This is a genomic window from Flavilitoribacter nigricans DSM 23189 = NBRC 102662, from assembly GCF_002646595.1.
Lineage (GTDB): Bacteria > Bacteroidota > Bacteroidia > Chitinophagales > Saprospiraceae > Flavilitoribacter > Flavilitoribacter nigricans.
Genome location: NZ_PDUD01000017.1, coordinates 371041 through 390529, shown reverse-complemented (window position 1 = coordinate 390529; position 19489 = coordinate 371041). Strand labels below are relative to the sequence as shown.

The following is a 19489-nucleotide window of genomic DNA, read 5'->3' as shown; positions in this document are numbered from 1 at the left end:
GTTTTAAGGTGTTAATCAGTCCGCAAACTTTTTACCGGCGGGGTTTTACCGGCCCGGATAGTTTGTAAACTGACCGTGATCACGGCTATAAGAATGGCTAATGTGCTGGCAATCAAAAATATCCAGGGGCTCATGGTGATCCGATAATTGTACTGTTCTAACCAATTTTCTAAAAAGTAAACAGCGATAGGAATAGCGGCCAGGCAACTGATCAATACCAGTAGGAGAAAATCCCTCGATAATAGGACCCAGATCTGAGCTGCACTTGCTCCCAGTATTTTGCGGATGCCAATCTCCTTACGACGTTGTTCGGCCAGATAAGCGGCGAGGCCAAAAAGCCCCAGGCAGGATACAAAAATGGCTAAGGCGGCAAATAGACCGGACAGCTTGCTGATGATCACTTCCAACTGAAATTTTTGCGCGTAAGCCTGATCCACAAATTCGTATTCAAAAGGATAACTCGGATTATACCGTTCGAAGATCGGAGCCAGCTGGGTCAGGGCTTCCTGCGTTTTTACCTGGGGTGCCAGTCGGTAAAGGATGCTGGCGTAGAAGCCTTTTGGCGTAAATACGGTAGGCTCGACGGGCCGGAAAGGCGAACCCAAAATAGCATTCTCCACGACGCCCACAATGGTTGCCGGTTGGTTTTCGAACCAGGTAATGGTTTGCCCAACAGGTTCTTTTAGGTTTAATTTTTCTACCGCCGCTTCGTTTAAGATAATGGAGTTCGCATCGGATTCCAGCTGATCCCGGAAGTTGCGCCCGCTTTTGATCTGCATCCCCAGGGTTTCGAAATACGAACTTGAAATGGTGATCGCAGCAACTTCCAGGGATAGGGAACCAGGTTGTTTCCCGGCCCAATCATCGATATTGCTGAAGAAGGTGATATTAGTGGCTGAACTGGATGATCTGGCCACGCTTTCGATTAAGCCGCTTTTTAATAATTCATCGGAAAGTGCCTGGTAATTTCGACTGATATCCTCACTCCAGTCCGACATGATCAGGCGGTTTTGGTCATAGCCGGTAGGTCTGTCTTTTACATGCTGCAGCTGTCGGTAGATCACAAAAGTGCTGATGATCAGGGCCACCGAGCAACTGAACTGGAGAACGATTAAAATTTTTCGGCCCATTACGGCTGATCTTTCCCCCCTTAGCGCGCCCTTCAGCACCTGTACCGCATTAAAAGAAGAGAGGTAGAAAGCGGGTCGGCTACCGGCTATCAAGGCGGTGATGCTGATATAGGCTACCATGATCAGCCAAAAGGAAGGTGATCGAAACGGCATGGTGATCTGACTACCCAATAAACTGTTAAACGGAATGAGGGCCAGATAGACCATTAACAGGGCAATTCCAAAGGAACAGGAAGTCAGGAAAAATGATTCGGTCAAAAACTGGAAGATCAAATGTTTCCGTTTGGAGCCAATGGCCTTCCGGACGCCTACTTCCTTCGCTCGGTGGGAAGATCGGGCGGTCGCCAGATTAATAAAGTTTATACAGGCTATTAACAGCACTAAAAAGCCGATCAGACCAAAGATCCTAATGTATTCGATGTATCCACCAACGGCTTTGCCGTTTTCGTATTTCCCGTATAGATGCCAGTTTTGCATGGCCTGCATGCTCAGTTTCTGCTTGGTGTCTCTGGTTTTCGGACTATTTTGGGTCAATAAATTTTCAATCTTGGGCGCGATCTCTTCGTAACTTATTTGGGGCGCAAGCCTGACGAATAGGGTGAACCCATTCATTCCCCAGTCGGTACATGCTTGCCGGACGTAGTCCATATTTTGCGCCATAAAAGTAAACGGGATAAGGTAGTGGAACTGAAGCGTAGAATTAGCGGGAGGATCTTCCACAATTCCGGAAACGGTAAGTAGCTGTTGATTATCAAAACGAATGGATTGTCCTACGGGATTTACCTCTCCAAATAATGCCTCTGCGGTTGACGCAGTGAGAATAATGGTATTCGGACTGCTCAGAGCAGTTTCGGCATTGCCCCGGATCACGGGGAATTGGAAAATTTTTAAAAAATCAGCACCCACAAAAGTCCCTTCCAAATACAACTTTTTGTCTCCCACCACCAGACTATGGGCACTTCCGCCCCAATCCGCTTCTGCGGCATATTGAATACCGGGAATATCGTTTTTAAAGAGATCGACCAGCGGTAATGAAATGGCGTTGCTGGTGTACACGCGATCCAGCGTGTAATGACGTTTGAGGCGATATACCCGGTCGTAATCGGGCAGGAAACGATCGTAAGCATATTCGTAATTTATCCATAATCCGATCAATAAAGCTACAGCCATACCCACAGAAAGTCCCAAAATATTGATTAGACTGGACGAACGGTGCTTTGCCAGTCCACGCAGGGCAATCTTTAAATAATTTTTGATCATCTGCTTCTGCTTTTAATTTAGCCAACTCAAAGTTTCCGGTTCATTCTGAGCGCAAGCTGTCCACCGGTCGGGCGGTGCCCGCCCGGATGGCCTGAAAACTGATGGTGATGACGGTAATGATCAGGGCCAGCAGTCCGGCCAGTACAAAAGTCAGCGGACTGATACTGATCCGGTAGTCGTACTGCAACAGCCAGTCCTGGAGAAAATAAAGGGCAAGCGGAGTGGCCAGCACACAACTGATCAGTACCAACAGCAGGAATTCCCGGGAAAGCAGCAACCAGATCTGCATTAAAGTAGCACCCAATACCTTGCGGATACCAATCTCTTTCCGGCGCTGCTCGGCCATGAAAGCGGCCAGCCCAAACAGTCCCAGGCAAGAGACAAATATGGCCAGCCCCGCAAAGAGTCCGGCGAGTTTACCAACCAGTAATTCCAGCTGGAATTTGCGGGCGTAGGCCTCATCGGCAAACTGGTATTCGTAGGGGAATGCCGGGTTGTACCGGTCAAAGATCTCCGCCAGTTGGGGGATCGCTTCCCGGGGACTGACGTTGGGCGAAAGCCGGTACAGAATACTGCTCTCGTGGTTAAAAGAAGGTGCAAACAGGGTCGGATGGACGGGCGTAAAGGGGGAGAGTAAAATGGCATCTTTTACGACGCCGACAATGGTGACATTCTGATTGCGGTTCCAATTGATGGTCTGCCCGATGGGATCGTCCAGTTGTAATTGCCGAATGGCTGCTTCGTTCAGGATGACGGAGTGAGAATCCGCTTCGAGATTGCTTTTAAAATCACGGCCGGCGATGATCTCCATGCCCATGGTCTTAAAGTAAGTTTCGCTCGCTCGTACCGCACCGATCTCCAAATGAGCACGATCCGGATTCCTACCGGGCCAATTGGAAATAATGGTGAAGAAATTGATCTCGCTGGCCGAACCCGAAGCCTTGGCAACCTGCTCTACCAGCCCACTACCGAGCAGATCGGCTTTAATAGCTTCGTAATTCCGGTTGAGGTCTTCACTCATCTCACTCATCATAAGCCGGTCTCTGAGGTAACCCGTCGGGCGGTCCTGCACGTGGCGGATCTGCTGATAAATGATGAGGGTGCTGATGATCAGAGCAATGGAGCAACTGAACTGTATCAGCACCAGGGCCTTTCTACCCCACACCGCCGAACGTTGCTTCTGCATGCCGCCCTTTAGTACCCGCACCGCATTGAAAGAGGACAGGTAGAATGCCGGCCGGCTACCTGCAAGTAGAGCGGTGAGCAACAAATAGGCCACCATCAGAAGCCAGAACAAGGGCTGGTCGAATGGGATACGGATCTCACTGCCCACCAGTTGGTTGAAGGGTTCCAGCACCAGATAAACCAACAGGATGCCCAGCGCAAAGGAAACGGTGGTCAGCAGCAGGGATTCACTCAGGAACTGGACGATCAGGTGTTTTCGTTTAGAGCCGATAGCTTTGCGTACTCCGACTTCCTTCGCCCGTTTTTCCGAACGCGCAGTTGCCAGGTTCATAAAGTTGATACAGGCAATGATCAGTACCAACAGGCCGATAATACCGAACAGGCGGACATATTCGATGTATCCGCCAGCCGGACGGCCGTTCTCGTAGCGGCCGTAGAGGTGCCAGTCGGCTGCAGGCTGCAGACTCAGCCGGGGATCATAGGGCTTGAGGTCAGGACTCTTTTCGGCCAGGATATTCTCAATCAGCGGGGTGATCTGTTCCTGGTCAACTCCGGGGGCCAGCCCCAGATAAAGCATGAAACTGTTGACCAGCCACTCGTTCCGGGCTTCCCGGACGTATGGAGAAATATTCTCCAACAGACTAAATGGCAACAGGTAGCTGAACTGCATCGTGGAGTTGCCGGGTACATCCCGCAGAATGCCGCTCACCGTCAGCTCCTGACTGTTGTCGAGCTTGACGGCCTGACCCATGGGATCCGCATCTCCGAACAGGGCGGTGGCCGTCTGTTCGGTGAGTACGATCGAATTCGGGTCATTCAGTACGGTAGCGGGCTCACCGCGCAACAGGGGGTATTTCAGGATCTGCAGAAAATCTTCCCCGACGAAGTATCCCTGGGAAGAGAGTTTGGTCTCCCCAACCATCAGGCTGTGGGCATTGCCCCAGTCGGATAGGGCCACGTGGGCAATGCCCGGAATATCATTTTCCATGATTTCCACCAGCGGCAGGGCGATGGCCTCGATCGTGTGCGTTTCGCCCTCGATGGTGTAGTGCCGTTTGATCTGGTAGACCTGTTCGTAGTCGGGTAAGAAGCGGTCGTACGAAGCTTCGTGATAGACCCACAGGCCGATGAGCAGGGTAACGGCCATTCCGGTGGCCAGTCCCAGGATATTAATGAAACTGTAGGCCCGGTGTTTAACCAGTCCGCGCAGGGCAATTTTTATATAATTTCGAAACATCATTGTTTTGGATTTAGGGCTTAATGGTTATACCAATACGCTTTCTGCTACCGTTTGCCCGTCCAGCATCCGAACGATGCGGTGGCTGAAGCGCGCGTCGTGTTCACTGTGGGTCACCATCACGATAGTGGTACCGCTTTCGTTCAGTTCGGTGAGCAACTGCATGACCTCATTGCCGTTCTGCGAATCCAGATTACCCGTGGGTTCGTCGGCGAGGATGATGGCCGGCTGGTTGATCACGGCCCGGGCAACGGCCACCCGTTGCTGTTGCCCTCCGGAAAGCTGGGTGGGATAGTGATTGCGCCGGTGCATGATCTGCACTTTATCGAGTACGTATTCCACCCTTTTTTTGCGTTCGCCGGCTTTGATGCCGTTGTAGAGCAGCGGCAGTTCCACATTTTCGTACACGGTGAGTTCGTCGATCAGGTTGAAATTCTGGAAAACGAAACCGATCTTTTCCATGCGCAATTCGGCCCGCCGGTTCTCGTTGTAGCGCGAAACGTCGATTCCGTCCAGCAGGAATTGCCCGCCGTCGGCTTCATCCAGTAATCCGAGGATATTGAGCAGGGTGGATTTACCGCAGCCGGAAGGCCCCATAATGGCGACGAATTCCCCCGGTTTGACCTCCAGAGAAAGCCCGTTGAGCGCCGTGGTCTCTACTTCGTCCGTCCGGTATCTTTTTGCAATGTTGTGAATACTGATCATTAATGAATTGATTTTTAGCGGGGCCGGCGGCTGAACGTCCGCACAAACTGTCCGGTCCCTGATCCTACCTACTCAATGATAATACTGTGCCAGCTTTTTAAATTACTGATTAATAGTTGTTTAGGTGCTTTTGAGGTGCCCGTGCCCGTACGCTTCCGCTACAAAAGGTGTACGAAAACGATACACTTGCGGCTGGATCCCGATTTTAAATTTATAAAATTTTGTGCCCCTGCTCAATTACTGTAATATTGTTATCGACCGGTCAGCCGGGTTTAAAGACGCCTCAAAGGCATCATATTTCCCGGATTACCCGCAAAAATGAATTAAATAAACCGAATCATGCGCCTATCCAAAGCATCCATACTGGTAGTCGACGACGATCCCGACGTGCTGACGGCGGTCCAGTTGCTGTTGAAAACGGAGGTGAAAAAGGTCGTGACGGAAAAGCATCCGGAGCGACTGAAGGATCATCTCACGTACCATCATTACGATATCGTTTTGCTGGACATGAACTTCAACAGTTCGCTGAATACCGGTAACGAGGGGCTATTCTGGCTGCGGGAGATCCGGAAAATGAATACGCCGGCCGAAGTGGTGATGATCACCGCTTACGGAGATATCGATCTTGCGGTACGGAGCCTGAAGGAAGGGGCGGTGGATTTTATGGTGAAACCCTGGCACAACCAAAAGCTGCTGGAAATGCTGCGGGGGATCCTGGCGAAGAAAAAGGGGAGCGGCTCCGAACCGGACCAAAAGCAGCTTGGCCGGGATCTGGACCTTATCGGAGCGTCGGAGCAGTTGCAGGACGTTCTGTACAAAGTTGAAAAGATCGCTCCGACGGATGCCAATATCCTGATCCTCGGTGAGAACGGGACCGGAAAGGACCTCATCGCCCAGGCCATCCACCAGCGGTCTTTGCGAGCGGATAAAGCCTTCGTCAAGGTGGACGTGGGAGCGCTTTCGGAGACGCTTTTCGAAAGTGAATTATTCGGTTATAAAAAAGGGGCCTTTACGGACGCCCGGGAAGACCGCCGGGGACGTTTTCAGGTGGCCGACGGTGGTACCCTCTTCCTGGATGAGATCGGCAATATCGCTCCGCACCAGCAGGCCAAACTCCTGAGCGTGTTGCAAAACCGGCAGGTGATCCCGCTGGGGAGTAGCGAACCCATCCCGGTGGATATCCGCCTGCTTTGCGCCACCAATCTTTCTCTGACCGAACTGGCGGATGAAAAGCGCTTTCGCAAAGACCTGATCTACCGCATCAATACCGTGGAGATCGTAGTGCCGCCCCTGCGCGAACGGGGGCGGGATATCCTCCTTATTGCCGATCACTTCCTGGAACAGTACGCTGAAAAATATCGCAAGGGTGGACTGGGCTTATCCCAGGGGGCAAAAGACAAATTACTGCACTACACCTTCCCGGGTAATGTCCGCGAATTGCAATACGCCATCGAACGGGCGGTGATCATGTCCGAGGGCAGTGAGCTGGAAGCGGAGGACATCATCTTTTCCCCCATCGAGTCCGCGGGACGTACCGCCGATGAACCGAAGGATCTCCGGTTAAGTACCGTCGAGCGAAATACCATTCTCAAGGTGATCCGAAAAAATCAGGGAAATATTACCAAAGCCGCAAAAGAGCTGGGGCTCACCCGTACGGCGCTTTACCGCAGGATCCACAAGTATGATATCTAAACCCAGACAATGGCCCATACTCCGGCGCATACTGCCACTACTGCTGCTGACCGCCCTGATCACCTACCTGATCTCCATCGGTGGGCACTGGTCGTTGTTTTTACTGTTCCCGCTTGGCGCGTATCAGTTCTGGGAACTGTTGCGGTACCACCGTCTGCCGATGGCCGAGTGGCGGCAATTCATCGAATCCGTAAAGTATCGCGATTTCTCCCGCCATTTCGACGAAGAGAGCGGGACCGATACCATCCGCGAAATGCGAAATGGCTTCAACCGGCTCAATGTCGCTTTTCAGGATATCAGTAAAGAGAAGGAAGCGCAATTCCACTTTTTACAGAAGATCCTGGAACTGATCGATACGGGGATCCTTTCCTACGAAGAGGACAGCGGGGAAGTGAGCTGGATGAACGAAACCTGGAAGGAAATGCTGATGATGCCCCACCTGCGGCGGATCGACGGTCTGAAAAAGCGGAACGAGCGACTGTACCGGGAAATTCAGACCTTGCGGGCCGGAGAGAGCAAAGTGGTCCGGATGCAGCTCGAACAGGCGGTGTTCAAGGTAATGCTCACCGCTACGCAATTCGTGACGGAAGGCCGCACCCATAAACTGATCGCCTGCAAAAACGTCAATGACGCCCTGGATGCGGCCGAGTCCAAGGCCTGGCAGCAATTGCTCGGGGTGCTGACCCATGAGATCATGAATTCAATTGCGCCCATCTCCTCCCTGGCCGATACGCTGAAACGACAGATCCAGCAATCCAAGGCCCAAAGCGGGGCCACGGCCCTGCCGGTGGATGATCTCGAGCTGGGAGTGGCTACCATTCAGAACCGGGGAGAGGGACTGCTGAAATTTGCCCGCACCTACAGCCAATTGAACAAGATCAACAACCTGCAGCTCGAACAAGTTTACGTACACAGTATCCTGGAGAACATCGCCCAACTCATGGAACCGGGCATGTTGCAAAAAGGCATTGAAATGCAACTGATCCTGAAAGATCCCGATCTGCAGATCATGGCGGATACCAACCTGCTGGAACAGGCCCTGATCAACCTCCTGGTCAATGCGACGGAAGCGGTCCGGGATGTGGAGGAAGCCCGCATCGTACTTTCCGCCTACCGGATACCCAGTGGAAAAACGATCATTAAAGTCGCCGATAACGGTAAGGGAATACCCGAAGCGCTCTGGGATAAGATCTTTATCCCCTTCTTCAGTTCGCGCAAGACCGGCAGCGGGATCGGACTGAGCCTTTGTAAGCAGATCATGCTGCTGCACGGCGGCAATATCCAGGTGCAGTCGGTAGAAGGGGAGGGGACGGCTTTCCTACTTTATTTCTAGGGACAATCATCGGGATACCACTTACTGATAAAATTCCCTAGTATTGCGGAAATTTTCTGTCTATGTCCGTCATTGCTTCCTGGATCTACCTCATCGACATTGTCGGTACCTTCGTTTTTGCGATCAGTGGTGCGCTGGCCGCTTCCGAAAAGCGATTTGATATTTTTGGTGCCGGCATACTGGCCCTCGTAACGGCCGTTGGCGGTGGTACGCTCCGGGACGTACTGATCGGCAGTACGCCGGTCGGCTGGATGAAGGACCTCAACTATCTGGCCGTCATCGTAGCGGCGGTGCTTATCAGCTTTTTCTTCAAGCACCACATCCTGAAATTGCGGCGCACTATGTTTCTGTTCGATACCATTGGTATCGGCTTATTCACTATCCTTGGCTTACAAAAGACGCTGGCCTTGGGCCTATCCCCGGTTATTGCCATTTTGATGGGTGCCGTATCGGCCGTATTCGGCGGCGTGCTGCGGGATGTGTTGTCCAATGAGGTGCCTTTGATCTTTCGCAAGGAGATCTACGCTACCGCCTGTCTGGCCGGTGGTTTATTCTTCGTATTGTTTCAGTGGATCTGGCCCGCACCGGTCATCAATATGCTCGCGGGCATTGCCGTGGTGATCACCATCCGCGCCTTGGCGGTGCGCCGGCACTGGTCATTGCCGGTGATCCGCTAAGCAGCTTCCATTGTTCAATCTGCTCAGGAGGTTGAAACCAAATCTCCTCTTTTTGGGAAATGCCCCGGGTAATAAATCGCGGCACGGAGCATCAGGAAGATGCTATTCAATACTAACTGGTTGAAAAATAAAGTATTAACCATCCGGAAGTAGAAGAAAGTACTTCAGTACGACCATTGGATCCTGCTTGTTCGAATATTTAAGCTTGACTAATGTTCCAGCACGATCGGTTTGATCTGCATTCCTTCTGGATACGTCAGCCGGAACCAATAGATCCCACTGGGATACTGACTCAGGTCCCAGTCTAAAACATTGGTCCCCTCCTCCAACGGAACTTTTCGGTCCTCCAGTATCCGACCCTGACTGTTGATCAGACTGATCTGGCTTAAAATTGGTTTTTCCAGTTTTACCCGGAGGTAAACCGAACCGTGACTCGGGTTCGGAGCCACCACAATGCCGGGATAGCAGGTCTTGCAATTCATCCTGCCTCCCGGGAAATTTTGCGGGCCGGGTGGCGGATCGATCACGGTCGTATCCTGAGGCGGAGTCGTTATGGTATCCACGGGGTTCTGAATGACCGTATCCGGATCAGTGACGATCACGGTATCCGACGGCATGACGGTAACGGTGTCCAGCGGAGGTTCGGTCAGCGTATCTCCGGGCATGACCGGTATGGTATCCATCGGTTCGTCCAGCGTATCCATCGGTGGATTACTGATGGTATCTACCGGAACGTCCGGGATGGTATCCGTCGGCGTAACAGGAACTGTATCGGTCGGTGGGTTCGGAATAGTGTCCGTGGGTGTAACCGGGATCGTATCCACCGGCGTCACGGGAATCGTGTCCATCGGCGTACCGGTGGTGTCCGTCACCGCTTGATCCAGGGTATCCGGATTGGTGACGATCATGGTGTCCAGAACCGGATAGTCCGTAGTATCGGTAACCGGATTGACCATCGTATCCTCCACGACGGTGGTCATGGTATCAATGACAGTTGTACCGGTATCCATCGGTGGCGTCACGATAGTATCCACAGACATGGTATCTACCGTCATTGTATCTACTGGAACGGGAGCATTGGGATCAAACAGTTCAAAAGCAGCCGATACATCAAAAATAGCCCCTCCGGCACAGCCGACCCGGATCTTACAGGCGGTGGAGGTGAGTGCGGGAAGATCCACTTCGGCAACGCCGTTGTTGGATACCCCAACGGCCAGCACGTGCGGGAAGGTAGATCCCCCATCAACTGACAAACTGATGCTCACGGTATCGCAATGGATCGGCCCGGCATCGGTACCGGCCACTTCCCATTCGATCCGTTGCCGACTGGATACGGTCCAGCCTCCGGTATTCCCATTCGGCCGGGTGATCGCCAGGGGCCCGGCGGTATCGATAAAGTAAACCGTCATTTCATCGTAAGCGCTACTGCCGAGGCCGAGGCGCTGGTCTTTCACGGTCAGCCGGAACCGGGCCTTGCGGGCCTTGGTCGGCAGGATCTCCCAGGGATCATCCTGGCCTCCCAGCGACCGGACGGGAGCAATACCCGGCGGTCGGCTGCGAAAGAGCGGGCCGTAAGTTCCGGTGGTATCCTCGGGAACGATGATGTCCATCTGCTCCCAACGGTAAGTCAGGCTGTCGCCGTCGGGATCGCTGCCGTTGCCGGCCAGTTGGAAAGGCGTACCGATGGGTACGTACAGGTCCGGTCCGGCATCAGCTACGGGCGGCCGATTATCCAGTTTGGTACCGGGAACACAACCGAAAATAATTCCCTGGGCGGCTTTTTCGGCGATCAGTTCCAGACTATTGCCGTGAAAATAATCGTCGGGCAGTTCCTGCACATTGGGCGCGCAGATCCCGGCGTAAGCCATCAGCGTCGAACCGCTGCCCGGCTCCAGCGCCGTTTTCAGGTTCCGGTTGCAGTCGTTGCTCTGGGTATGCTGGGCGCCCAACTGGTGGGCCAGCTCGTGAGCGAAGATGGCGCCCATGTAATATCCTTCCGGTTGTTCAAGGCCGGAAAAGGCCTTGGCTTTCCGGGAAAAATTACACACCGAACCGATCTGGGCCTGTCCGCCGAATTTGGTGGCCAATACGTGTCCCAAGTCAAAATTTGGATAACCGATGGTGTAATTACAGATCGATTTATTGGTTTCCAGCAGATCCTCTACACTGTAGTTATCGTAAGGGTCTGTCTCCGGATCGAGGAAGATGAGCTGGTCGTTATTGTTGACCAGGTCAAAGTGAATGGAGAGTTCGCGTTCGAATATGGCATTGACCTGCAGGAGTAGTTCGTTCATGGCGATCAGGACTTCCTCGCGGGTCTCTCCGTGGTAGCTTCCGTATTCGCCCGTACAGGCCAGCGCCAGCCGGTAGCGATAGAGTTTTGTCTCTCCCCGTCGGTCTACCCCGGCTACCTGATCGGTGAAACGATTGTCCTCTTCGTCCATTTGGGCGGAACAGGCACTGACCAGTTCGGCCGCCGCCGGATCAAACTTAGGATAGGTAAACCGGTAGATCGCCAGTTCGTTGTGCAGCGGCTCAAGGGTATAATTCAATCCGCCGGGACCAAAGAATAGCACTTTAACTCCCTTCCGGGAAACGGTCAGGTGGACCGTGCGCCGGGGATCTTCGGGATCCTGCCCGAAATAGGTACTGATGGTCGGGTACTGCGCCGCGAGTCCGGATGCCATCTGTTCCGAACGCCAGATCTGATAATCCCGGGTACTGCCGTCGGGTAGCGGGAAATTCAAAAAGATGCCATCGGACAATTCCCGGCTGGTCCAGCGGGAAACGGTTTGCGCTAGCTGTTGCTGCAGAAGCGCGTCGTTCAGGTCAAAAGTGGAGACGGGAGTGAAGCCTGGTTGCCAGGGTGCAGGGCGCAGGATCTGGCCATAGAGGGAGGGACATCCCCAATAGAGGAACAATGCCCAAAGGAGCAGCTTGAGGCCATATTTTGACATGTGATTTAGTGTTTCAGTGCTTGTTCAAAGTAATTTTGGCTACAGCGTAACCCTACAGAGCGAAAAGCGGGAAACAGACGGCGGCCATTGCCGTAAAATCATTTCTTTATGGCCGGTGCCGGACCAGTTCGTTGCTATTATCCCTCTAATTTATTTTCCACCTCACTTACGCGGGCAGATCATTGGGCGGAGGACCAGATAATCAGGAATGAGAAATGAGTAATGGGCATTTTTGCTCATCGCTCATTTCTCTTTTCACATTCCTATTTTCCCTATACGAGTAGAATGCTAAAAGGGTTCAATAAAACGGAGCCTATTGGGTGCGGACACGGGAATTTTTTTGGGAAAGGTTACCAAGCTGCAATCAGGCCGGATCACCGGAGTGGCGTTTGGCCGCCGGCAGGCCCGTCATGGGAAGCGGGCGCAACTGAAAACCCCGCTGTTTCAACAGCCGGATCAAACCTTCCTTGCCCGAGAGATGCCCTGCGCCGACCGCGCAAAAGGTGGGCTGCTCGCGGATGAGTTTTTCGATCCGTTCGGCCATGATGTGGTTGCGCCGAAACAGCAGCAGTTTGCGCAAACCGTGGCTGCTGTTGCGCACCAGCCGGTAAATGCGCTGGGGATCATTGAACTGGTAGACCGCCGCGTTCTTCAGGGTCGCCCGGCGAAATTTGCGAACGTTTTGTCCCAGACTGCGCAGTTGCTGGAATTGCTGTTCGAGCGGTATGGATTGTAGGATGCGCAGTTGCTCGTTCAGTGTTTCGATACCCAACTGGGTTTTACCGATGTCTCCGGCGTATTGCCAGAGATGGAGGTCCAGAGCCTGCGGGCGGTCTTTTTGCAGTAGTTTTTCGCTGATGATGTTGATGATCATGAGCGGTTTGAAGTGGCCGTAACGGTCAATATTCAGGCCGAAAGCCTTCTGCAGGATCGCTTTGAGCTTTTGGTATTGCTTGGGCCGCAAATAATGGACAATATGCTGGTGATCAGGGAGTAGCATGGCCGTGGCCAGTTCGGGAGAGGGTTGTTCGTCTACCTTGTATTCGGTAGCCAGGGCGTCGCACTGATCTAGGTAGTAGTGGACGGTGTCGAGGAAGCGGAAGGCCTGTTCGTCCCGTACGTGCATGGTGCCGAATAAAAAGGAAGGCCTGGCTAAGGCGGAATGGTCAATTTGCCAAAGCAGGCTTTTCTTTTTTTTCTTCATACGGTTTGAAAGCCGGTACCCTGATTAGTCGTACTTATAGGGTAATACCTTGCTGTCTTTGACGGTAGACAAGGTCATGAGGGTCTTCAAACGTTCTATCTCTTCGATTTGGGAAAGTGTCTTAAACAACAATTTCTCGTAGGTAGGAATATCTTTACAAATGATCTTGATCAGAAAATCAGCTTCACCGGTTATGATGTAACATTCGACGATCTCTTCAATCTCTTTGATCTTGTCCAGGAAGTGATTGAGCGCATTTTCCTTTTGCCAGGCCAGAGAAACCAGCACAAAAGTCTTTACATTCAATCCAATAGACTGTGGATTAACCTGAGCGTGATAGCTTTGAATGATCTCACTTTGCTCCAGTTTTTTCACACGTTCCAGGGTAGGCGCTGGTGACAGTCCAATTTTCTTAGACAAATCCAGATTAGTAATCTTGCTGCTGTCCTGAAGTATCCTCAAGATCTTGAGGTCTATCTTATCTAGTTTATCGGACATCGGTCTTGTTTGTTATTCAATTAACAAAATTAAATATTGGGCGCTAAGATATTGAGCAATAGAATAAAATACAAGTAAAAAAAGGAATTACCTATCAAAATTTTTTCAACAATTTAAAGTCCCGAATAATAAACAATAAAATTTTGATTTTTTAAAAGCAATAGAATTGAGGCAGTTATGTCTGTTTTACTTGCGAAATTTCGCTTGCTGAATGATCAGAATTAAATATGGGAAATGAGGAATGAACGGATAAAAATCGGCTCATTCCCCACTGTCTGTATCTCAATTTTCCTTACGGGAAGATCCCCAGTGCCATGTAATCACTGCTGATCTTGTTGATCGCACTGATGAAGGCGGCGGTCCGCAGATCGTCCACTTTTTTCTTGCGTTTCCAGATATCCCGGATCTCATTATAGGCGTGGATCATGGTCTCTTCCAGCCCGGAACGTACCAGGTCGATCTCATCGGCCCCGCGGGCGATGAACTGGCGGTCGCGTTCGTTGATGTCCTTCCCGGTATTCTGTTCCACCACGTCGAGGATGCTGTCGTAGGTACGCTGGTTGAAGCGTTTGTCCATCCGTCCGAAACGGATGTGCGACAGGTTTTTCAACCATTCGAAATAGGAAACCGTTACCCCACCGGCGTTGAGGAACAGGTCCGGCAGAATGAGTTTCCCGGCGTCCAGAAGTACTTTCTCGGCTGCGGAAGTGATCGGTCCGTTGGCCGCTTCGGCGATGATCTTGGCCTTTACCCGGTGGGCGTTGTCCAGCGTGATCTGATTTTCCAAAGCGGCGGGTACCAGGATATCACATTCGAACTCCATTACGGATTTCCGCGACTCCTTACTGTAGGACTCGGCGCCCGGATAGTTCAGGATCGAACCGGTCTCCTTGCGGAACTGCAGCAGCTTGTGGATGTCGATGCCTTTCGGATCGTAGATGGCGCCTTCCACTTCGGATACTCCGATGATCTTTACGCCGCCTTCATCCTGGGAAATTATGGATGTATACGAGCCTACATTACCCAATCCCTGCACGACCATGGTCTTGCCCTCGATACCGGGTTCCAGGCCGAGTTTTTTCATGTCGTCCGCATTGCTGCAGGCTTCCCGGATGCCGTAGTAGACCCCGCGACCGGTAGCTTCGGTCCGGCCCCGTACACCGTTCTGGTTAACGGGTTTGCCCGTTACACAGGCGGCGGCATTGAGCTCTTCTCCTTTAAAGGTGCGGTAGGTATCATAGATCCAGGCCATTTCGCGGCTGCCGGTTCCGTAGTCCGGAGCGGGCACGTCGATGGCCGGGCCGATGAAGTTGCGCTGAATGAGTTCGGTGGTATAGCGCCGGGTGATCTTTTCGAGCTGTCCGGCAGTATATTCCCAGGGATTGATCTTTACCCCGCCTTTGGCCCCGCCGAAAGGTACGTCCACGATGGCGCATTTGAAGGTCATCAGGGTGGCCAGGGCCATTACCTCTTCCTGGTTGACGTGATTACTGAAGCGGATACCGCCCTTGGTTGGGCTGCGGTGATGACTGTGTTGTACCCGGTAGGCCTCAATTACCTTAACTTCCTTACCGATCTTTACCGGGAAATGAACCTGAATGACGGAGTTACATACTTTGATCTGTTCTAACAGACCGGGATGGAGCCCCGTGTGGGGTGCCGCCCGGTCGAAGTAATCGCTTACACTTTGGTAAAAGCTTCTTTGCTGTTTACTCATTTTGATCTTTAATTTGGTCTTCTAATTTGGTTAGGCGCCTATCCAGATAAATGAGAAAAACAACAATGCCCAGAAACACAGCAACGATGACGGCAACGACCACGTAGATCTTTCCAATACTGCGGAGGAAATCGCTCCCTCCGGTACCTTGGGCCGCAGCTGAAATGGTGAACAAAAGTTGCAGGGTGGTCAGGGCAAAAATGTATTTTTTCATGCTGCTGGATTTTGCAGGGCCAAAAGTCGTGATTTTTGTTTTCATATCTTAATAAACATCCCAGAGTTTTTCCTGAATGCGCTTGACGCGATAGAGTAGTGTCGCCATCCAAACACCGATGAGGGTCCAGCCGATCACCGCGGGGTAAAACACCATACGCATGGTGTTATCCAGGTCCTGAGAACCGAAAGTGATGTTGCCGCCGGCGCCCGGATGCAGGCTGTCCGTCAGGCGCGGGATCACGTAGATCAGCGGTACCAGCGCCGCGAAGGCAAAGATGTTGTATACAGCCGATACCCGGGCTTTCTGCTCGGGATCTTCAAACGAAGCCCGCAGCACGAAAAAAGCCAGGTAGATCAGCAGGGCGATCGCAGTGGTATTCTGTTTGACGTCCCAGCTCCAGAAAGCGCCCCAGGTATTTTTGGCCCAGATCGCCCCGGTTACCACACCCAGAATGCCCAGTAATACACCGATGGTGGTGTAGGAAACGGCCCAGTGGTCGCGGGAGGGAGTTCTGAGCCGCAGATACTGTACGCTTTGGAAAACCCCGGCGATAAAGATGGTGAACATCGCCAGCCACAAAGCCACGTGGAAGTACGTATTGCGAATGGTCTCTCCCAGAATATTCCGGAAAGGAAAGGTCATCCCGCTCACATTACTGAGGTCCTGCACCGGATTGTTGACCCACACCTGTTCGCCGCGGGCGGCATCTACCGAATCCTGGGTGATAAACACCGCACTCGGCAACACCGAGGGGCCGTCCACGTCATTGTCCAGGATCAGGGAAAAATCCTGCACTTTCTGCGAAACCGGGAGATAGGGAGGTATGCGAAACTCCACTTCCAGCATGGTATCGCTTTTAACCACGACGCGTTCTGCACTCAGGGCACGCTCGTCGTCCAGCTTCAGCCAGGCGCGCGTGGGTTGCTGGGCCTGGGCGAATTTGGAGTTGTATCCCCAGACCTTAAAGGTAACGGTCTCGCCCGTGCGGACGCTGGAGGGATCGATATCCGAAATACCGGGCTTAAGAGGAACCAGCATACCTACGGTCAGTACGTAGAGCAGGATCACAACGCCCAGATATTTCCACCAATTTTTGTGTATCATGGATATGGATAATGATGTTTTTAAGTCAAGTTCTATATTTCGTACCAAAAGACCGGCCCACTTTGCGATCAGAGTTGACGGCCTATCCATCGTGTCTGAAAACATGGCGCTGTTCCCGGTGCGGATGTTGCATCAATGCGCCCAAAATTCCGAAGAACCGCTCTGCCCCACAAGCTTTGTAAAACCTTTGACAGAAAGATTACACCGGCCATCAGATCAGTCCCGCCACAAAAAAGGATACAACACCAGCGTCATACCCAACAGTAACGCATCGATGCCCAGCAGCGTATACAGATCATTTTCAATATTTGCCTTTATCTTCAGATCCAGGGCCATTTTGCTCAGATTGATCAGTGTCATGATTATGGGAATGATCAGCGGGAAGCAGAGGATGGCCATCAGGGTTGAATTGTTATTGGCCTTGGCGGAAATTGCCGAAATGAACGTAAAGGTGATAGAAAATCCCAGTGTAGCCAGAAAAATAGCCAGGAAGAACAATCCGTTATCCGTTACGGCATTTTCCGCAAAGAGGGTAAAAGCGCCCCAGCTCAACAGGCTGAGTACCAGCAACAGACCGACATTGTAGATGATCTTGGCCAGGATGAGGCTGATCGGGCTCAGCAGACTGTAGTAGTAAAGCTGCCGCGCGCCGCTTTCCTGCACAAAACTCTTGGTAATGGCGTTTACGGAAGCGAACAGGATCACGATCCAGAACAACGCATTCCACAGGGACGGCTCGATCTTCTCGAAAGAGGCATACAATATATATACGGTTGAAAGTACATATAACAAAATGCCTCCGAGCGCATAGCCGGATCTCCATTCCAGGAGCCCGTCCTTGTGTAACAGCCAAACGATTTCTTTAACGAGCTTCATGGCGCTAATTTAGAGAAAAATTGGTCGATCTCTTGGCTCGTACGTCGGATTAGTAATATTTTCGCATTGTATTAACAAATGCAGTTCAATAGTCAACCGGACGCTCCTAATTTCGGGTTAAAACACCACCTGACCGTATGGAGCGCGAGCCCGTGCGGGCGGAAATTGGCCGGCGGGAAGGGATTGGAACCTCTGACCATTTCCAATTCTTCCGGTACCGGCCCGGCAAACTGGGATAAATTCCCTGGACTTCCGGTCGGACAGTATTATTTTAGATCCGGTTTTGCGCCGGGAAAGCACATCCGGCCCGGAGCCGGATATTATAATAACCTCCATGATGAAAACGGCACACTTATTGGTCCTTTGGATGATATCCTGGTCGGTAGTTCATGCCGAAGATGCTCCCTACTTTGAGATCAAAGCCCAGCCGGGTGACGGTATCTATTCCATTCTCAGACGATACGATCTGGATACGTATACCTGCAATTTTGACCAGTTCTACAAGCTCAATAATCTGAAGCGCAACGCCCGCCTGCTGGCCGGTAAAAGTTATCAGTTGCCGATTCAGGTTTATCGGTTTAATGGCAAAACGATCCGCTCCTCGATCGGAATTGACGACTGGAACCTGGCCATTGCCATTCAGACCTACAACGAAGTGATGCTGGAAAAGGCCATGCGGCCTACTTCCTTTAAAAAGGATCGCGAACTCTGGGTGCCACACCATATTCTCAACTGCCCGGAAGCTGATAAGGAACCCGCCAAACCGGTTGCCGTGGAAGTGGACAACCCCGAAGAAACCGGCGCTAAAGGCAAAAGGCATTTCGATATTTTCGGCTCGAAATACGCCTACACGCCCCTGGAGAGCAACAAGCTGGCGGGCAAGGTGTTTTACGTAGTCAGTGGCCACGGCGGACCGGACCCCGGCGCTATGGCCAAACGCGGTAAAAGCTACCTGTGTGAAGATGAATACGCCTACGATGTGGCGCTCCGCCTGTGCCGCAATCTGATCTCGCACGGCGCTACCGCCTACATGATCAACCGTGACCCCGATGACGGCATCCGCTCCGATCGTTATCTGAACTGTGACGAAGATGAAGTGCTGTGGGGAAATATTAAGATGAGCTACGGCCACAAAACCCGCCTTTTTCAGCGATCCGATGCAATCAATGCCCTCTACGAGAAACATAAAGCGCAGGGAGTTGTTGAACAGACAGCCATTATGATCCACGTCGATTCCCGCAGCCAGAGCGAACGGACAGATGTGTACTTTTACCACTATCCGGGCAATGCCTCCGGCAAAAAGGTAGCGGATGCCCTGCACAGTACCATGAAGGCCAAGTACGCCAAATACCGCAAGGGCGGTTATTTTCACGGTACCGTATCGGGCCGGGATCTGCACATGCTCCGGGAAACCCAGCCGCTCAGCGTTTACGTAGAGCTGGCGAATATCCACAATCCCGGTGACCAGCAGCGTATCCTGATCGAAAGGAACCGGCAGTTGCTGGCCGATTGGCTTTTTGAGGGCTTGTCCAAGTAGGGCAGCTCCGTATTTTATCCTTCAATAAAATGATAGTGCCCGGCGGGTAGCTGTGCGCCTGATCTTCCTACCGGAGATTGGGGGTATTCCGGATTGGACACCCGTATCTGCTCCGGGTCCTGACGTTCAGGACTGATCGCCCGCACTGCGCTTGATCCCT

The 19489-nt window shown here is 52.1% G+C and carries 14 protein-coding genes; 4 read left to right on the top strand and 10 right to left on the bottom strand.

The features are described 5' to 3' along the window. Window positions 1–11: 11 nt before the first annotated feature. The 3 genes from CRP01_RS10710 to CRP01_RS10700 are packed head-to-tail and all read right to left on the bottom strand — an operon-like array spanning window position 12 to window position 5517. On the bottom strand, window positions 12–2390 hold the full coding sequence (locus tag CRP01_RS10710; protein WP_099150016.1) for an ABC transporter permease: 2379 nt from the start codon (window positions 2388–2390) through the stop codon (window positions 12–14). Window positions 2391–2430: 40 nt separating this feature from the next. Next, entirely contained in the window at window positions 2431–4815 is a 2385-nt protein-coding gene (locus CRP01_RS10705) for an ABC transporter permease (RefSeq protein WP_222845694.1), read from the bottom strand. Window positions 4816–4839: 24 nt separating this feature from the next. Next, entirely contained in the window at window positions 4840–5517 is a 678-nt protein-coding gene (locus CRP01_RS10700; protein ID WP_099150015.1) for an ABC transporter ATP-binding protein, read from the bottom strand. Window positions 5518–5856: 339 nt separating this feature from the next. Between CRP01_RS10700 and CRP01_RS10695 the strand changes: the two genes are divergently transcribed. The 3 genes from CRP01_RS10695 (at window position 5857) to CRP01_RS10685 (ending at window position 9219) form a co-directional block, all read left to right on the top strand. After that, window positions 5857–7209: a sigma-54-dependent transcriptional regulator gene (locus CRP01_RS10695; RefSeq protein ID WP_099150014.1), complete on the top strand. Its 1353-nt coding sequence runs from the start codon at window positions 5857–5859 to the stop codon at window positions 7207–7209. Further along, on the top strand, window positions 7199–8542 hold the full coding sequence (locus CRP01_RS10690; RefSeq protein WP_099150013.1) for a sensor histidine kinase: 1344 nt from the start codon (window positions 7199–7201) through the stop codon (window positions 8540–8542). Before CRP01_RS10695 ends, CRP01_RS10690 begins: the two co-directional genes overlap by 11 nt. Before the next feature lie 62 nt (window positions 8543–8604). Then, window positions 8605–9219: a trimeric intracellular cation channel family protein gene (locus CRP01_RS10685; RefSeq protein ID WP_099150012.1), complete on the top strand. Its 615-nt coding sequence runs from the start codon at window positions 8605–8607 to the stop codon at window positions 9217–9219. Window positions 9220–9428: 209 nt separating this feature from the next. Here the strand turns inward: CRP01_RS10685 and CRP01_RS10680 are convergent, their stop codons facing one another. From CRP01_RS10680 to CRP01_RS10650, 7 genes are all read right to left on the bottom strand, one after another. Next, the gene (locus CRP01_RS10680; RefSeq protein WP_099150011.1) at window positions 9429–12176 is read right to left on the bottom strand and encodes a reprolysin-like metallopeptidase; all 2748 of its coding nucleotides are present in this window, start codon (window positions 12174–12176) and stop codon (window positions 9429–9431) included. Between the two features lie 364 nt (window positions 12177–12540). Continuing rightward, complete coding sequence (locus tag CRP01_RS10675) at window positions 12541–13380, bottom strand: TraB/GumN family protein (RefSeq protein WP_099150010.1); 840 nt, start codon at window positions 13378–13380, stop codon at window positions 12541–12543. 24 nt (window positions 13381–13404) lie between these two features. Continuing rightward, window positions 13405–13878 (bottom strand): Lrp/AsnC family transcriptional regulator, encoded by a 474-nt coding sequence (locus tag CRP01_RS10670; protein ID WP_099150009.1) that lies wholly within the window; start codon window positions 13876–13878, stop codon window positions 13405–13407. A gap of 292 nt (window positions 13879–14170) precedes the next feature. Beyond that, window positions 14171–15595: a Glu/Leu/Phe/Val family dehydrogenase gene (locus tag CRP01_RS10665; protein ID WP_099150008.1), complete on the bottom strand. Its 1425-nt coding sequence runs from the start codon at window positions 15593–15595 to the stop codon at window positions 14171–14173. Next, window positions 15588–15809, bottom strand: coding sequence for a CcmD family protein (locus tag CRP01_RS10660; RefSeq protein ID WP_099150007.1), 222 nt, complete (start codon window positions 15807–15809; stop codon window positions 15588–15590). Before CRP01_RS10660 ends, CRP01_RS10665 begins: the two co-directional genes overlap by 8 nt. 48 nt (window positions 15810–15857) lie before the next feature. Then, on the bottom strand, window positions 15858–16916 hold the full coding sequence (gene ccsA, locus CRP01_RS10655) for a cytochrome c biogenesis protein CcsA (RefSeq protein WP_099150006.1): 1059 nt from the start codon (window positions 16914–16916) through the stop codon (window positions 15858–15860). A 216-nt stretch (window positions 16917–17132) separates the two neighbouring features. Beyond that, window positions 17133–17792, bottom strand: a complete 660-nt coding sequence (locus tag CRP01_RS10650; RefSeq protein WP_099150005.1) for a heme exporter protein CcmB — start codon at window positions 17790–17792, stop codon at window positions 17133–17135. A gap of 334 nt (window positions 17793–18126) precedes the next feature. On the opposite strand from CRP01_RS10650, the gene CRP01_RS10645 reads away from it, so the two are divergent. Beyond that, window positions 18127–19329 carry an N-acetylmuramoyl-L-alanine amidase gene (locus CRP01_RS10645; protein ID WP_099150004.1) on the top strand — a complete coding sequence of 401 codons (1203 nt, stop codon included), beginning with the start codon at window positions 18127–18129 and terminating at the stop codon, window positions 19327–19329. Window positions 19330–19489: the final 160 nt, after the last annotated feature.

Coding starts and splice junctions, on each gene's coding strand:
- CRP01_RS10650 (WP_099150005.1), bottom strand. CDS start 17,792: ATGAAGCTCGTTAAAGAAATCGTTTGGCTGTTACACAAGGACGGGCTC.
- CRP01_RS10660 (WP_099150007.1), bottom strand. CDS start 15,809: ATGAAAAAATACATTTTTGCCCTGACCACCCTGCAACTTTTGTTCACC.
- CRP01_RS10690 (WP_099150013.1), top strand. CDS start 7,199: ATGATATCTAAACCCAGACAATGGCCCATACTCCGGCGCATACTGCCA.
- CRP01_RS10710 (WP_099150016.1), bottom strand. CDS start 2,390: ATGATCAAAAATTATTTAAAGATTGCCCTGCGTGGACTGGCAAAGCAC.
- CRP01_RS10680 (WP_099150011.1), bottom strand. CDS start 12,176: ATGTCAAAATATGGCCTCAAGCTGCTCCTTTGGGCATTGTTCCTCTAT.
- CRP01_RS10695 (WP_099150014.1), top strand. CDS start 5,857: ATGCGCCTATCCAAAGCATCCATACTGGTAGTCGACGACGATCCCGAC.
- ccsA (WP_099150006.1), bottom strand. CDS start 16,916: ATGATACACAAAAATTGGTGGAAATATCTGGGCGTTGTGATCCTGCTC.
- CRP01_RS10645 (WP_099150004.1), top strand. CDS start 18,127: ATGATGAAAACGGCACACTTATTGGTCCTTTGGATGATATCCTGGTCG.
- CRP01_RS10675 (WP_099150010.1), bottom strand. CDS start 13,380: ATGAAGAAAAAAAAGAAAAGCCTGCTTTGGCAAATTGACCATTCCGCC.
- CRP01_RS10665 (WP_099150008.1), bottom strand. CDS start 15,595: ATGAGTAAACAGCAAAGAAGCTTTTACCAAAGTGTAAGCGATTACTTC.
- CRP01_RS10670 (WP_099150009.1), bottom strand. CDS start 13,878: ATGTCCGATAAACTAGATAAGATAGACCTCAAGATCTTGAGGATACTT.
- CRP01_RS10705 (WP_222845694.1), bottom strand. CDS start 4,815: ATGATGTTTCGAAATTATATAAAAATTGCCCTGCGCGGACTGGTTAAA.
- CRP01_RS10685 (WP_099150012.1), top strand. CDS start 8,605: ATGTCCGTCATTGCTTCCTGGATCTACCTCATCGACATTGTCGGTACC.
- CRP01_RS10700 (WP_099150015.1), bottom strand. CDS start 5,517: ATGATCAGTATTCACAACATTGCAAAAAGATACCGGACGGACGAAGTA.